Source organism: Streptomyces marokkonensis (assembly GCF_039539045.1).
Taxonomy (GTDB): Bacteria; Actinomycetota; Actinomycetes; order Streptomycetales; family Streptomycetaceae; genus Streptomyces; species Streptomyces marokkonensis.
In genome coordinates this window covers 18,223-32,499 of record NZ_BAABCQ010000082.1, presented here as the reverse complement: position 1 = coordinate 32,499, position 14,277 = coordinate 18,223, and the positions used below count along the sequence as shown (strand labels likewise).

Genomic DNA, 14,277 nt, shown 5'->3' with positions numbered 1-14,277 from the left:
TGCGAGGTTTGCGCGGAGTGCGGGTGCTGCTCGGCAGGTGCCTGTGCAACAAAAAACCCCTCGTGCCATAAGGCAAGCGAGGGGAGCGCGCCGGGTGTGGGTCGCTGGGAGTCCGGGTCGGTCCGGACGTCACCAGCTCAGCCGACGCGCTTTCCAAGTACGAGAATTCGGGTGCGCATGGCACTGACCCTCTCCCCGGCACGCACCCACTGTCAAGTGGGTGGGACGGGAGTCTCACCATGTGAGCGGAGGGCCGTGCCACCACCCAGAACGGTGGGCAGCCCGGGGGCGGCACCTGGGGCTGCGCCCGGGCCGACGGCCGTGCCCATCCCCGTACCGACGGCCGTACCGACGGCCGTACCGACGGCCGTACCGACGGCCGTACCGACGGCCGTGCCGACTCCTGTGCCGACTCCTGTGCCGACTCCCCTGGTGTATACTCCCGCGCCGCCGCTCGCGAAGGCCGGTTCGGCCGGGCCGTGCGGCACCGGGTAGTGGCCGGTCGTGAGCGCTCTGCGCAGCCGGTACTCGTCCAGTGGCCCGGAGAACGCCATGCCCTGCCCGTGCGTGCAGCCCATCGCCCGCAGGGCGACGATCTGCTCGGGCAGGTCCACCCCGTCCGCCACGGACTTCAGGCCGAGGTCGGTGGCGATGCGCAGCAGACCACTGGTGATCTTGTGCAGCCGCGCCGACTCCACCACGCCCTCGACCAGGCCCCGGTCGAGCTTGAGGACGTCCACGGGGAGTCGCCGCAGGGCGGTGATGGCCGCGTACCCGCTTCCGAAGCCGTCCAGGGCGATCCGGACGCCCACTCTCCGCAGGGCGTTGAGCCGACGGTCCAGCTCCTCCAGGCCGACCCGTGGGTCAATGTCCGACAGCTCGATCACAAGTGAGCCGGGGGGCAGTCCGTGCCGGGTCAGCAGGGCCTCCACGGAGCCCAGCGGCATGGACCGGTCCAGCAGCCGGCGGGCGCCGATGCGTATGGCGACGGCCACCGACAGCCCGGCGCCCGCCCGTTCGGCCGCCTGCTCCACGGCCTCCTGGAGCACCCAGCGGTCCAGTTCGGCGGTCTTGTCGCCGTCCTCGGCCACGCGCAGGAACTCGGCGGGGGTGAACATCACTCCCTGCGAGGAGCGCCAGCGCGGCTGCGCGCAGACCGACGTGATCCGGCCGTCCGCCAGGGAGACCACCGGCTGGTGCAGCAGCGCGAACTCGCCGTCGTGCAGCGCGGCCCGCAGGCGCGTGGCCAGCTCGGCCTTGCGTACGACGTCCTGCTGCATCTGTGGTCTGTAGAGCTCGACGCGCCCCTTGCCGGCTGCCTTGGCGCGGTACATCGCGAGGTCGGCGTTGCGCAGCAGCTCGCCCGCGCCGAGCCCCGGTTCGGCGAAGGCGACCCCGATGGAGGCGTTGACACGGACGTCGTTGCCGTCGATGAGGTAGGGCTGCGAGAGGGTCGTCCGGAGGCGTTCGGCGAGTTCCAGGATGTGGCCTTCGCGGGCGGTCCGGTCCCTGGCGCCGTCCCCGACGATCAGGGCCGCGAACTCGTCGCCGCCCAGCCGGGAGGCGGTGTCCCCCTTGCGGACGGCCTCGTGGAGTCTGCGGGCGGCCTGCACCAGCAGTTCGTCGCCGGCCTGGTGCCCGATGGTGTCGTTGACGGCCTTGAAACCGTCGAGGTCGATGAAGAGCACCGCCGTGCCGCGCAGGGCGGCGCCCCGGTCCGAGGCGCGGCGACCGGACAGGGCCTGCTGGACGCGCCGGGTGAACAGGGCGCGGTTGGGCAGGTCGGTGAGCGGATCGTGTTCGGCGTTGTGCTGGAGCTGCGCCTGGAGACGCACTCTCTCCGTCACGTCCCGGCTGTTGAAGATCAGCCCCCCGTGGTGGCGGTTGACGGTGGACTCGACGTTGAGCCAACCGCCGTCCCCGGAGCGGAAGCGGCACTCGATGCGTGTGGTGGGTTCCTCGGCGGGGCTCGCGGCGAGGAACCGGCGTACCTCGTGCACCACGCAGCCGAGGTCCTCCGGGTGGATGAGACCGGCCAGTTCACCGCCCACGAGTTCCTCGGCGGGGCTTCCGTAGACCCCGGCGGCGGCCGGGGAGACGTAGCGCAGGATGCCGTTGGGCGCGGCGATCATGATGACGTCGCTGGAACCCTGCACCAGGGAGCGGAAGTGGTTCTCCTTCTGGGCCAGTTCCTGGGTGAGGGTGATGTTGTCGAGCAGCATGATGCCCTGGCGCACGACGAGCGCGAGCACTACCGTGCCGCCGGTCAGCAGCACCACGCGGTCGACGCTGCGGCCGTTGAGGACGTTGTAGAGGATGCCCAGGGTGCAGACCGCGGCGGCGAGGTACGGCGTGAGCGCGGCCAGGGACCCGGTGATGGGCCGGGTGGCCGGATAGCGTCCCCGCTCGCCCCCGTGACCGGGCCCGGGCGTGGAGCCGGACACGGATGTGGGTGCCGTCCCGGGCACGAACGTGGACGCGGGTCCGTGACCGACGGTGCCGCGTTGTCCGGGAACGTGCTCGCCCGTCACGCGCGTGTGCCCGTCCGCTTCTCGCCCGCCGGATCCTCGGCCGGCTGCTTCCCGTCCCTCGGCTTCCCGTCCCTCGGCTTCCCGTCCCTCGGCTTCCCGGCCCTCGGCTTCCCGCTCGTCGGCCTCTCGCTCGTCGGGCGACAACCCCCGCCGGGACGCGGCCCAGGGGGCGTACGCGAGCAGCAGGGAACCCGCGAACCAGCCCGCGTCGAGCAACTGGCCCGAGCGGTAGTTGTTGTGCAGCAGCGGCGAGGTGAACAGGGCGTCGCACATCACCGTCAGGGCGAGCGCGCCGATGGCGGTGTTGACGGCCGACCTGCAGACGGGTGATCGTCTGAAGTGCAGCGCGAGCACCATGCTGACCAGCACGATGTCGAGCAGCGGATACGCCACCGAGAGCGCGGAGTGGGCGACGCTGGACCCGCCGCCCCCGGCCTTCGCCGCCTGGGCGAGCGCCAGGCTCCACGCGAGAGTCAGCAGCGAACCGCCGATCAGCCAGGCGTCGAGGCCCAGGCAGATCCAGCCGGCCTTCGTCACCGGCCGTTTGGCCAGCACCAGCAGCCCCACGATGGCGGGCGGCGCGAAGCACAGGAAGAACAGGTCCGCGTAGCTGGTGCTGGGCACGGGCTGGCGCAGGACGACCTCGTACCACCCCCAGACCAGATTGCCCAGGGACGCCATCGCCGAGGAGAGGGCGAACAGCAGCCAGGCGGGCCGGAAGCGGACACGGCGTCCGCGGGCGTAGAGGAAGCAGGAGAGGGCGGCGGCGGCCGCGGCGGCGCTCAGCCCGAAGTCGCCCATGATCTTGGCGACGTAGTCCGAGCCCCAGCCGAGCGCGGCACCGACGGCGTATCCCGCGCAGACCAGGGCCAGCAGGAGCTGGCGGACGAGGGTACGTCCGCCGGCGGCGGCCGACGGCCGGGGCAGCAGTGGCCCGGTCGAGGGACGCGTCCGCAGCGCTCCGTCCAGGGTGGGCACAGGGGACGGCGGGCTCACCGGGACCTCCCGGTCCACGCCGCTCCCGTGCCCCCCGGGTCCTGGTGCGCGGACTGGGGGTGCTCCCCGCGGCTGTTCTGGTGACGCTGGTGAGGACCGTGCCGACCGTGGGGGCCACCGGGGCGGCTGTGCCGACCGCGTCTGTGTGCGGTCGTGGTCGCGCGCCAGGGTCGCCGGCGGCGGCTCCGCCACGTCGGGTCCTTCGTCCATAGGCCGTGCATCACCCGTCGCCCCCCTCACAGTCCGAGATGTCCATCCCCCGCGCCGAACGGTGCGCGGCGCATCCCCTGTCGGACGATACACCAGGATCGTCACTCAGGGACATAGGTCCTCTACGCTCCGTGACGACCAGCGGATATGCGCGTACCCACCGCATCCGAGAAGTTGCGGAGGGTACTTGAAACGGATTACGCGCCCGTCGTCACGATCACGTTGCGCAGCGGCTCCTGGTTCACGAAACGGCTCAACTGGTCCACCAGCAGCCGCTTGGCGCGCGGCAGAAAGGCAGAGGTCGGGCCCCCGACGTGCGGGCTGACGAGTACGCCCGGAGCCTGCCACAGGGGGTGGCCCGGCGGCAGCGGTTCGGGGTCGGTCACGTCGAGTGCGGCGGTGAGACGTCCGCTCTCCAGTTCGGCGAGCAACGCCTTCGTGTCGACGACGGGGCCGCGCGCGATGTTGACGAGCAGGGCGCCGTCTTTCATCCGGGCCAGAAAGTCCGCGTCGACCAGGCCGCGGGTGGCCTCGGTGAGCGGCGTGGAGATGATGACGACGTCGGCTTCCGGGAGCAGGGCCGGGAGTTCGGTGAGCGGATGCACCGGGCCGCGCGCCGTGGTGCGGGCGGAGCGCGCGACGCGCATCACCGGCGCGACCTCGAAGGGCACGAGCCGGTCCTCGATCGCGGCACCGATCGAGCCGTACCCGACGACGAGCACCTTCCGGTCGGCGAGCGCGGGCCGGAACCCGCCGAGCCACTCGCCCCGGTCCTGCGCCCGGACGAAGTCGGGGATGCCGCGCAGCGACGCGAGGATCAAAGCCAGGGTGAGTTCCGCGGTACTGGCCTCGTGCACGCCGCGTGCGTTGCACAGCCGTACGCCCGCGGGCAGGTGCTTCAGCCCGGGCTCCACGTGGTCGATGCCGGCGGAGAGGGTCTGGACGACCTGGACGGAGCGCATGTCCGGCAGCGGACGTACGCCGATCCCGGTGGGCTTCATGTAGGGGACGACGTAGTACGCGCAGTCGGCCGGGTCGGCGGGGAAGGCCTCTTCACCGTTCCAGTAGCGGTAGGCGGGGCCCTCGGGAAGCCCCTCGATCTCGTCCGGCGGGATGGGCAGCCACACGTCAGGAGTCATGGTCAGGAGGCTATGTCAGGGGCTCGGAAGAGCAGAGGTTAGGTTGGGTGGCCTGACGAGGGAGGGTCACGACCGGTGGAGCGCAGGACTGTCGGCGCGACGGCACTCGCGGTGGGGGCCGTCGGACTGGGGTGCATGCCGATGAACTGGGCGTACAGCGCGTCGCGGCAGCGGGGCGAGGAGTCGGTCAGGGCGGTGCACCGGGCCCTCGACCTGGGCGCTTCCCTGCTGGACACGGCGGACATGTACGGCCCGTTCACCAACGAGCTGCTGTTGGGAAGGGTGCTGAGCCGGCGGCGGTCCGACGCGTTCGTGTCGACCAAGGTCGGTCTGCTGGTGGGCGATCAGCACATCGTGGCCAACGGCCGCCCCGGCTACGTGAGACGTGCCTGCGACGCCTCGCTGCGCCGGCTGCAGACGGACGTCATCGACCTCTACCAGCTGCACCGGGCCGATCCCGAGATACCCGTCGAGGAGACCTGGGGCGCGATGGCGGAGCTGGTCCGGGCCGGGAAGGTGAGGGCGCTGGGGCTCTGCGCGGTCGGCGCGCGGTCGGCCCGGCGGCCGGGGGCCCGGTTGCACGACGCGACGATCCGCCAGCTGGAGCGGGTGCAGCAGGTCTTCCCGGTGAGCGCGGTGCAGGCGGAGCTGTCGGTGTGGTCGCCGGAGGCGTTGCGGACGCTGCTGCCGTGGTGTGTGACGCGTGGTGTCGGTTTCCTCGCCGCGATGCCGCTCGGCAACGGCTTCCTGACCGGCACGCTGACGCCCGGGCAGGGCTTCGAGCCGGAGGACCTGCGCGCCCGGCACCCCCGCTTCACCGCCGAGATGATGGCCGCCAACCAGCCGATCGTGGCCGGTCTGCGGCGGATCGCGGCCCGGCACGGTGACGAGGTCACACCGGCGCAGGTGGCGCTGGCCTGGGTGCTGGCGCAGGGACGGCACGTGGTGCCGGTGCCGGGCACCAAGCAGGAACGCTGGGTGACACAGAATGCCGGGGCGGCACAGCTGCGGCTGACCGCGGAGGATCTGGCGGAGGTGTGCGCGCTGCCCGCGGCGCAGGGCTCGTGGGAGTGAGGCGCGGATCCCCCGTACGGACACGCGGTTCCTGGAAGCGCGATCCCCCGTGGGCTCGGCCGCCCTGGTTCGGTTTCCCTGGTTCGGTTTCCCTGGTTCGGTTTCCCTGGTGCGGTCCCGGATCGGGTTTCCCGGGCTCCGTTTCCCTGGTTCGGGATTCGGCGATCGGGAACTTGTAGGGCGCGTGCGGTGTATGACAAGGAGAACCCGCCGCGTCGAAGGGACCATGATCGTGCAACGTCGAGCCGTGACGGCCGTGTTGGCCGCCGCCGCCCTCCTGCTGACGGCCGGCTGCTCCTCCGACGACGGGGAGCCGTCCGGCGCCGACGGCGGCACCTCCCCGAGCCGTACGACGGCGCAGTCCTCGCCGTCGGCCTCGGCCGCCGAACAGACTCCGCCCGCGAAGGGCTCCGTGAAGGTGCTCCGTACGGTCGCCACGGGGCTGAAGAGCCCCTGGGGTCTGGCCCCGTTGCCGGGCGGCGGCCTGCTGGTCTCCTCCCGTGACGAGGCCACGATCACCCGGGTCGACGAGAAGACGGGCAAGAAGACGGAGCTGGGCCAGGTGCCCGGGGTGTCCCCGTCCGGTGAGGGCGGCCTCCTCGGCATCGCCCTCTCCCCCGACTACGCCTCGGACCACATGGTCTACGCGTACTTCACCTCGGCCTCGGACAACCGCGTCGTACGCATGCTGTACGACGAGAAGAAGCCGTCGGGTGAGCAGCTGGGCGCGCCGGACACGGTCTTCCGGGGTATCCCCAAGGGCGTCGTCCACAACGGCGGCCGGATCGCCTTCGGCCCCGACAAGATGCTCTACGCGGGCACGGGCGAGAGCGGTGACACCGGCCTGTCCCAGGACAAGGGGTCCCTCGGCGGGAAGATCCTGCGGATGACGCCGGACGGCGACCCGGCGCCCGGCAACCCCTTCCCCGACAGCGCGGTGTATTCGTACGGGCACCGGAACGTGCAGGGGCTGGCCTGGGACGACAAGCAGCGGCTGTTCGCCGCGGAGTTCGGGCAGGACACCTGGGACGAGCTGAACGCGATCAAGCCGGGCGACAACTACGGCTGGCCCCGGGCGGAGGGCGAGTCCGACGGCTCGGAGTTCCACGACCCCCTAGCCCAGTGGAGCACCGACGAGGCTTCGCCCAGCGGCATCGCCCACGCCGAGGGCTCCGTGTGGATGGCCGGCCTGAGGGGTGAGCGTCTGTGGCGCGTCCCGCTCAAGGGCACGGAGGCAGCGGCCGACCCGCAGGCGTTCCTGGAGGGAGAGTACGGCCGGCTGCGCACCGTGGTCCCCGCGGGCGGCGACAGGCTGTGGCTCGTGACCAGCAACACGGACGGCCGGGGCGACGCCAAGGGGGGCGACGACCGGATCCTGGAACTGCGAGTGACGTAGGCGGCGGCGTCACTCGTCCTCTGCCACCGCGGGGCGCGGCGGGTGGACGACGACCTTGCCCGAGGTGAGGTCTATCGGTCCGTGGCCGGGGTCGCCGTCGCCGACGTCCTCGCGGGTCAGTTCCAGTCGGTTCTGCTCGTCGCGGGTGTGCTTGCGGCCGGGGGAGAAGAGTTCCTCGAACGCGTTGAACACGGAGCCTCCGTCGGTCGGCGTCCTTACAGCGTAAGCCTCACCGCGTCGAACGGGTCGTGCGCCCGCACACCGGGAACAGCGCCGGCCGGTGGGCCACCGCCGCCGCCTCGCCGCGCCCGGAGACACCGAGCTTGGCCAGGATGTTGGAGACGTGGACGCTGGCCGTCTTCGGGGAGATGAAGAGTTCCTCCGCTATCTGCCGGTTGGTACGGCCGTCCGAGACAAGGCGCAGCACGTCGCGTTCCCGGCTGGTGAGGCCGAGCGCCTCTGCCGGGTCGGCGGGGGCGGCGGGCCCGGCGGCGTCGGCGCGCCCGAGGGCGTCCTTCAACGCGCTCAGTCCGCCTGCGCGGCCGACGAACACGGGGCTTACGGCTCTGGTCCCCACGGACCAGAGCATCGCACGCGGGTCCGACAGCGGGGCACCGGTTCGAGGACGGAGGCCGGTGGACGGAACGGCGACGGGGAGGGCGGCCGTGCGGCCTCCCTCCCCGGATCCGCCATTCACGCGGCCCGGGCGAACCGGTGCCGGCGGAACCGCGGCGTATGGCTCTCCGCACCGGCGGCTCCGTCACGGACGTCACTGCGGACGTCGCGACGGGCGTCACGGCGGGCACGGACGGCCTCGCGGGCCAGCCGGGCCTGATCGGCGCGGCGGATCAGTTCGGCGGAACGGGTCTGCTGGATCTCGTACTCGAACATGGTGTGCCCCTCGGTAGAGCCGGTCTCGGCCTGGGTTCCGGCTTGGTTCCGGCTTGGTTCCGGCTTCGCTTGCTTGCGGTGCCTCAACCTTCGTCTCCCAGGGGGGTGTGCCACATCGGGCAAGTTCCGCATCTTCGGCGGGGCGCGGGGCCTCAGGAACGCGCGAAGGGGCTTGGACACGCGTGAGGGGTCTTAGGGCACCAGCGCGCCGGGGGCGCGCTGGTGCCCTAAGACCCCTCAGAGGCCGCGCGGGCGTCAGCCCACGGCCGGCACGTCCAGCATGACGTTGGTGTACTTGAGCACGGCCAGGATCAGGCCGATCACGCCCAGCGCGACGCCGGCCCAGGAGACCGACTTGATCCACGCGGCCTGCGGCCTGCCGGGCGCGCCGAACGCGGGCCGGACCAGCACCCCGACGCCGACGATCAGCGCGATCAGCGCGAAGACGCCGCCCCAGAGCGCGGTGGCCTGCCAGGCGTCGCCATAGCCCTTCTCGAGCATGTCCTGAACGTTCGAGGACGTCGTCGTCTCCAGTTGTCCGAAGACCGACTCGCGAGCGGAGGCGACGGTGCCGACCCAGCTCCCCGTCAGCGACACGATGCCGAGCCCCGCGGAGACGACGGCGCCCGCGCCCTGGCCCACGCCGGTGGCGTCCTCGTTCTCGGTGGCGGTGAAATCGCCGTCGTCCGTCACTTCGGCATCCGTGGTGGCGTCGTCCTCGGCGGCGCCCGCGACGTCAGCGGTCCCGGTCCCGGTCTCGGCCGTCTCGGGGGCCTCGGCCGTCTCGTCCGTCTTGTGCAGGTCGGTCTTCACGCCGGTCTCGTCCACTGTCTTCGTTCCCATGTCTCGCACCGTACGGACGCTGTCTGAGAGGTCCCTTAATGTTTCTTTTGAGCGGCACACGCGCGTACCTCACGTGCCGCACGCCACTCGGGCGCGAGCACCGCCCACACCTCCATGTCCTGGCGGACACCCCGGTAGGGGAAGGTCTCACGCAGCACGCCCTCCCGCATCATGCCGAGTCGCCGGGCGGCGTTGACACTCGGGGTGTTGGCGGACGAGGCGTGCCACTCCACACGGTGCATCCCGCGCTCGTCGAACGCCCAGTCGATCAGGACCCGGGCACCGCGCGTGACCAGGCCGCGCCCGGTCCCCGCGGGCTCCAGCCAGCAGCCGATCTCGCAGACGCCGGTGGCCGCGTCGAAGACCCGGAAGAGCAGGCCGCCGACGAGCTTGCCGTCCAGCCACAGCCCGTGCAGGAAGCCGCTGTCGGCGGCGTGCCGGTCGGCGTAGACCTGGATCACTTCACGCGCGGAGTCGACGTCCGTGGCCTTCGCCCCGAAGGGGATGTGCTGGGTGATGAACTCCCTGCCCCGCTCCAGGTGTGCCAGGAACTCCTCGGCGTGCCAGGTCTCCAGGGGACGCAGTTCGGCTCCGTCGTCACCCAGTGGTATCGCGTACATCCCGCTGCCGCTCCTCCTCCGCAAGGACGTCCGCCACTTCGGCGTCCGTCGCCGCGGCCAGCTTCTCACGGGGGACGCGGCACTCGGGCGGCTCGATGCTGATGCGCGGCAGGAGCCTGTCCAGCCGGCGCGGAAGCCACCAGTTGGCGCTGCCCAGCAGGTGCATCAGGGCGGGCACCAGGAGCGTACGGAGGACGAAGGCGTCCAGGGCGACGGCGGCGGCGAGCGCGATGCCGAACATGGCGATCACCCGGTCGCCGCTGAGGACGAAGGCGAGGAACACCGAGATCATGATGACCGCGGCGGAGTTGATCACCCGGCTGGTCTCGGCGAGGCCGACGCGGACGGCGCGGCGGTTGTCGCCGGTCTCCAGCCACTCCTCGTACATCCGGCTGACCAGGAAGACCTGGTAGTCCATGGAGAGCCCGAAGAGCACCGACACCATGATCACGGGCAGGAAGGGCTCGATCGGGCCGGCGCTGCCGAGGCCGAGCAGTTCGCTCCCCCAGCCCCACTGGAAGATCGCGACGACGACGCCGAAGGAGGCGGCGACGGCGGCGACGTTCATCGCGGCGGCCTTGACGGGGATGCCGACCGAGCGGAAGGCCAGCAGGAGCAGCACGCAACCCAGGCCGATGACGACGCCGACGAAGAGGGGCAGCTTGCCGACGATGACGTCGGCGAAATCGTCGTAACCGGCCGTCACACCTCCGACGTGCACGTCGAGCGCGGTGCCGGCCTCGGCGCGCGGCAGCACCTCGGAGCGGAGCCGCTCGACGAGGTCGCTGGTGCTCCGGGACTGCGGGGCGGACTCGGGCACGACGGTGAGGTGGGCGGTGTCGCCGCCCGAGTTGTACATCACCGGGATCACCGAGGAGACGCCCTCGGTGGTGCGCAGGGAGGCGTCGAGGTTGTCCAGGGCGAGCCGGTCCTCGGCCCCGCCGACCTCGGTGACCAGGGTGAGAGGGCCGTTCACGCCGGGTCCGAAGCCCTCGGCGAGCAGGTCGTAGGCCTGGCGGGTGGTCGTGCCGCGGGGGTCGTTGCCCTGGTCGGAGGTGCCGAGGCGCAGTCCGAGGGTGGGCAGCGCGAGGACGGTGACGACGACGAGGGCGACGGCGCCGAGCAGCTTGGGGTGGCGCTCCACGAACGCCGACCAGCGGGCGGCGAACCCGGTGGGCAGTTCGGGTTCGGGTCCGTACTCCGCGAGCCGTCGACGCTCGCGCCGGCTCAGGGCGCGCGGGCCGATGTACGACAGCAGTGCCGGCAGCAGGGTCACGGAGGCGGCGACGGTGAGGACGACGGTCAGCGAGGCGGCGACGGCCACGCCGTTGAGGAAGTTCAGCCGGAGGATCAGCATGCCGAGCAGGGCGATGCACACGGTGGCACCCGCGAAGACGACCGCGCGTCCCGTGGTCGCGACGGCGCTCTCGGCGGCCTCGGCGACGGTGAGTCCCCGCTTCAGCCCGCGCCGGTGTCTGGTGACGATGAAGAGCGCGTAGTCGATGCCGACGCCGAGTCCGACGAGGGTGCCCAGCATGGGGGCGAAGTCGGCGACGGTCATGGCGTGGCCGAGCAGGGTGATGCCCGCGTAGGAGGTGCCGACCGAGACCAGCGCGGTGGCGATGGGCAGCACGGCGGCGGCGAGGGAGCCGAAGGCGAGGAAGAGGACGACCGCGGCCACGGCCACACCGAGGGCTTCGGCGAGATGACCTCCGGGCGCCTCGGTGAGCGCGACGGCGCCACCGCCCAGTTCGACCTGGAGCCCTTCGGTCTCGGCCTCCTTGGCGGTGTCGACCACGGCCCGCGCGTCGTCCGCGTCGATGTCCTGGGCGGCACCCCCGAAGGTGACCGAGGCGTACGCCGTGTGGGCGTTCTCGCTGATCAGGGGCGAGTCGGGGTCGTCGTACGGGTTGGTCACCGAGGCCACCCCGGGCAGCTCCGCGACGCGGTCCAGGGTGTGTGTCATGGACTGTTCGACGTCGGCGGCGCGGACGGTGCCCGTCGTCGTGTGCCACACGATCGTCTCGCTGTCACCACCGAGGCCGGGGAAGCCGGAGACGAGCATCCGGGAGGCACGGTCGGAGTCGGTGCCGGGGACCCCGTAGTCGTTGGAGTACGCGGAGCCGGCCACCACGGCGCCCGTGGCGACCCCGCCGAAGGCGAGGAGCCAGAGCAGAACTGCGACGAGGCGGCGCTGGACACACCAGCGCGCGAGGGCTGCCACGAACGTGCTCCCAGGGTGTCTGATTGTGGATCTTTGACCGGGAACAGTCGTACATGGTGCGAACAGCCCGCAAAGAACGCATGAGCAATGCGACGTCACTCTTTCAGGCAGAGATGATCCTTTGCTGATTTCGTGGTCTTATTCACAATTCCACCTCGTTCACGGTCCCGTCGTGCCGCCCCGGGGGGAACCGCCGGGTCTCATGGTGCTGTCGTTGACTTGGGCGACAAGTGCCGGGCAAGCTGACGCGCGCTCACCTACGGCACCGCACTCTGCTTGTACTGAGCCATCAACTCATCTACACCGGGGGGCAATTGACTTGAACAGTGCCATGCACCACATCGGACCGGACGCGGCGCCCGACCGCTACCGGCTCCTCAACGCGATCGGCCGGGGCGGCGAGGCCGTGCTGTACCGGGCGACGATCCAGCTGGACGGCGAGCCCGAGACGGTGGTCGTCAAGGTGCTCGACGCGAAGAACACCCTCACTCCGGACCAGTTCGAGCGGCTGAGCACCAAGTGGAACGACCAGGCGGAGCTGCTGCGCTTCGTGGGACGGCCGGGGGTCGTGGGGGTCCGTGAGCACTTCGAGGGACCGCCGATCCACTCGCAGGGCCGGGCCGCGTCCGCCGCGGGACGGGCACTGGTCCTGGTGATGAACCACGTCGACGGTCTCGACCTGCGGGACTGGCGTGCCGAGCGCACCCTGTCCACGCACGCCGAGCGGCGCGAGGTCGGCCGGGTGCTGGAACAGCTCGCCGACACCCTCGACTGGCTGCACTCCGGACGGGCCACACCGTCCGGGCGCACCGTGATCCACGGCGACCTGTCGCCGGGCAACATCATGGTCGACGTCCACGGCCAGGCCACGCTGGTCGACTTCGGCCTCAGCAAACTCACCGCCGACCACCAGACCGCCGAGGTCTGGTTCACCCCCGGGTACGCCGCGCCCGAGGTGTTCGACGGCAAGCGGACCCCGAACACGGACCGGTACGCCTTCGGGGCGATCACGTACTACCTGTTGAGCGGGCAGACGCCGCCCAGCACCCCGGAGCAGCTCCGCACGGCGCTGGCGGAGCTGCCGTCGGTGCGGGCGCTCGCCCCGGACCGTGCCGAGCGGGTCCTGACGATCTGCGCCACGGAACCGGCAGAGCGGCCGGAGAGCCTGCGCGCCTGGCTGAGCGACGTACGGGACGCGGTGGTGTCGACGACGAATCCGGTGCGGGACGCCGTACCGCCCGGGTTCACCGGGACCCAGCAGCCGCCCACGACGGTGACGGCCGCGCCGACGACTCCGCCGCTCCCGACCCAGGCGCCCCCGACCACGGTGACCGGCTCCGACGTCTCCGGCCCGGCGGAGACGCAGGCGCCGCCGACGACGGTGACGCACTCGCCCGAGTCCGGGACGGCAGGCACCGCCCCGAAGGAGCCGGCGGCTGCCACGGGCAACACGGGCAGCACGGGCAGCACGGGCAGCACGGGCAGCACGGGCAGCACGGGCAGCACGGGTAGCACGGGTAGCAACGACTCCGGGCACCCGGCCCCGCTCGGAAGCTTCGGACCGCCCGTCCCGCCACCCACCGTCGTGGGGGCCACCCCCGGGGGTGGCCCCGGCCGTCCGGTGCGCGGGGAGACGGGGCGGCGGGTGCTGGTCCCCGTGCTGGCCGTGGCCCTCGTCGCCTCGCTGGCCGTCATCGGCGTCCAGGCCATGGCCGACGACGGCACCGAGAACGGCGCGTCCCCCACCGTGACCAGGACGGTCACGGAGACGGCCACGGTCACGGCGACGCCGGAGAGCCCGGTGGCGGACGACGGGGCGACCGCCGAACCGTCCTCGGGCGAGTCGGCCGACGCCGGAGGGAACGAAGGGCAGGTGGACCAGGCGAGCTCGGTGTCGCTGACGACGTTCAGCACGGTCGCCGAGGGCTCCGCGACGCTCGCCGTCGGCGACGGCACCATGAACAACAAGCACTACGAGACGGCACTCGTTCCCGACGGCTACCGAAACCGGTGCGGTGGCGGCTGGTCGGAGTACAACCTGGGACGGGAATGGAAGAACCTCACCATGACCGCCGGGGTCTCCGACACCTCCGAAGGCTCGGCATCGCGTATCGAAGTGTTCGTGGACGGGAAATCGCTGTTCACCGGCCAGGTCGACCTTGGCGAGACGCGTGAGCTGAAGATGGAGGTCGAGAACGGTCTGCGGCTCCGCATCGCGTACGACGATCCGAGCGACAGCTGCAGCATGGGAGACCTGGTCCTCGCCGATCCCACGCTCGCGAGGTGACCACAAGGGGAGGTGCCCCCGGAATCGATTCCGGGGGCACCTCCCCTTCAAGTACCGCAGGCGGGC

The 14,277-nt window shown here is 71.6% G+C and carries 10 protein-coding genes and 1 pseudogene; 3 read left to right on the top strand and 8 right to left on the bottom strand.

The annotated features are described in order from the left end of the window. Positions 1–212: 212 nt before the first annotated feature. Together ABEA26_RS20845 and ABEA26_RS20840 are read right to left on the bottom strand one after the other, a co-directional pair. Positions 213–3,527: a putative bifunctional diguanylate cyclase/phosphodiesterase gene (locus ABEA26_RS20845; RefSeq protein WP_345594325.1), complete on the bottom strand. Its 3,315-nt coding sequence runs from the start codon at positions 3,525–3,527 to the stop codon at positions 213–215. A 407-nt stretch (positions 3,528–3,934) separates the two neighbouring features. After that, positions 3,935–4,876 carry a 2-hydroxyacid dehydrogenase gene (locus ABEA26_RS20840; RefSeq protein WP_345594323.1) on the bottom strand — a complete coding sequence of 314 codons (942 nt, stop codon included), beginning with the start codon at positions 4,874–4,876 and terminating at the stop codon, positions 3,935–3,937. Positions 4,877–4,951: 75 nt separating this feature from the next. Between ABEA26_RS20840 and ABEA26_RS20835 the strand changes: the two genes are divergently transcribed. Both ABEA26_RS20835 and ABEA26_RS20830 read left to right on the top strand, forming a co-directional pair. Further along, positions 4,952–5,950, top strand: coding sequence for an aldo/keto reductase (locus tag ABEA26_RS20835; RefSeq protein WP_345594321.1), 999 nt, complete (start codon positions 4,952–4,954; stop codon positions 5,948–5,950). Between the two features lie 193 nt (positions 5,951–6,143). After that, entirely contained in the window at positions 6,144–7,346 is a 1,203-nt protein-coding gene (locus ABEA26_RS20830) for a PQQ-dependent sugar dehydrogenase (protein WP_345594320.1), read from the top strand. Between the two features lie 9 nt (positions 7,347–7,355). On the opposite strand, the gene ABEA26_RS20825 is transcribed toward ABEA26_RS20830, so the two are convergent. The 6 genes and pseudogenes from ABEA26_RS20825 to ABEA26_RS20800 form a co-directional block, all read right to left on the bottom strand. Then, the gene (locus tag ABEA26_RS20825) at positions 7,356–7,538 is read right to left on the bottom strand and encodes a DUF6191 domain-containing protein (RefSeq protein ID WP_345594318.1); all 183 of its coding nucleotides are present in this window, start codon (positions 7,536–7,538) and stop codon (positions 7,356–7,358) included. Between the two features lie 37 nt (positions 7,539–7,575). Beyond that, a pseudogene (locus tag ABEA26_RS20820) lies at positions 7,576–7,839 on the bottom strand (response regulator transcription factor); the annotation flags it as partial. A 200-nt stretch (positions 7,840–8,039) separates the two neighbouring features. Continuing rightward, positions 8,040–8,237 carry a hypothetical protein gene (locus tag ABEA26_RS20815; RefSeq protein WP_345594317.1) on the bottom strand — a complete coding sequence of 66 codons (198 nt, stop codon included), beginning with the start codon at positions 8,235–8,237 and terminating at the stop codon, positions 8,040–8,042. Positions 8,238–8,492: 255 nt separating this feature from the next. Then, the gene (locus ABEA26_RS20810; protein ID WP_345594316.1) at positions 8,493–9,080 is read right to left on the bottom strand and encodes a hypothetical protein; all 588 of its coding nucleotides are present in this window, start codon (positions 9,078–9,080) and stop codon (positions 8,493–8,495) included. Between the two features lie 35 nt (positions 9,081–9,115). Next, positions 9,116–9,700 (bottom strand): GNAT family N-acetyltransferase, encoded by a 585-nt coding sequence (locus ABEA26_RS20805; RefSeq protein WP_345594314.1) that lies wholly within the window; start codon positions 9,698–9,700, stop codon positions 9,116–9,118. Next, entirely contained in the window at positions 9,678–11,924 is a 2,247-nt protein-coding gene (locus tag ABEA26_RS20800) for an MMPL family transporter (protein WP_345594313.1), read from the bottom strand. Before ABEA26_RS20800 ends, ABEA26_RS20805 begins: the two co-directional genes overlap by 23 nt. Positions 11,925–12,243: 319 nt before the next feature. Here ABEA26_RS20800 and ABEA26_RS20795 point away from each other — a divergent pair, with 319 nt between their 5' ends. Continuing rightward, on the top strand, positions 12,244–14,211 hold the full coding sequence (locus ABEA26_RS20795) for a protein kinase domain-containing protein (RefSeq protein WP_345594312.1): 1,968 nt from the start codon (positions 12,244–12,246) through the stop codon (positions 14,209–14,211). Positions 14,212–14,277: the final 66 nt, after the last annotated feature.

What these genes read in the sequence shown, in the direction of transcription:
- ABEA26_RS20840 (WP_345594323.1), bottom strand. Translation starts at nt 4,876, where the DNA reads ATGACTCCTGACGTGTGGCTGCCCATCCCGCCGGACGAGATCGAGGGG.
- ABEA26_RS20810 (WP_345594316.1), bottom strand. Translation starts at nt 9,080, where the DNA reads ATGGGAACGAAGACAGTGGACGAGACCGGCGTGAAGACCGACCTGCAC.
- ABEA26_RS20805 (WP_345594314.1), bottom strand. Translation starts at nt 9,700, where the DNA reads ATGTACGCGATACCACTGGGTGACGACGGAGCCGAACTGCGTCCCCTG.
- ABEA26_RS20830 (WP_345594320.1), top strand. Translation starts at nt 6,144, where the DNA reads ATGACAAGGAGAACCCGCCGCGTCGAAGGGACCATGATCGTGCAACGT.
- ABEA26_RS20815 (WP_345594317.1), bottom strand. Translation starts at nt 8,237, where the DNA reads ATGTTCGAGTACGAGATCCAGCAGACCCGTTCCGCCGAACTGATCCGC.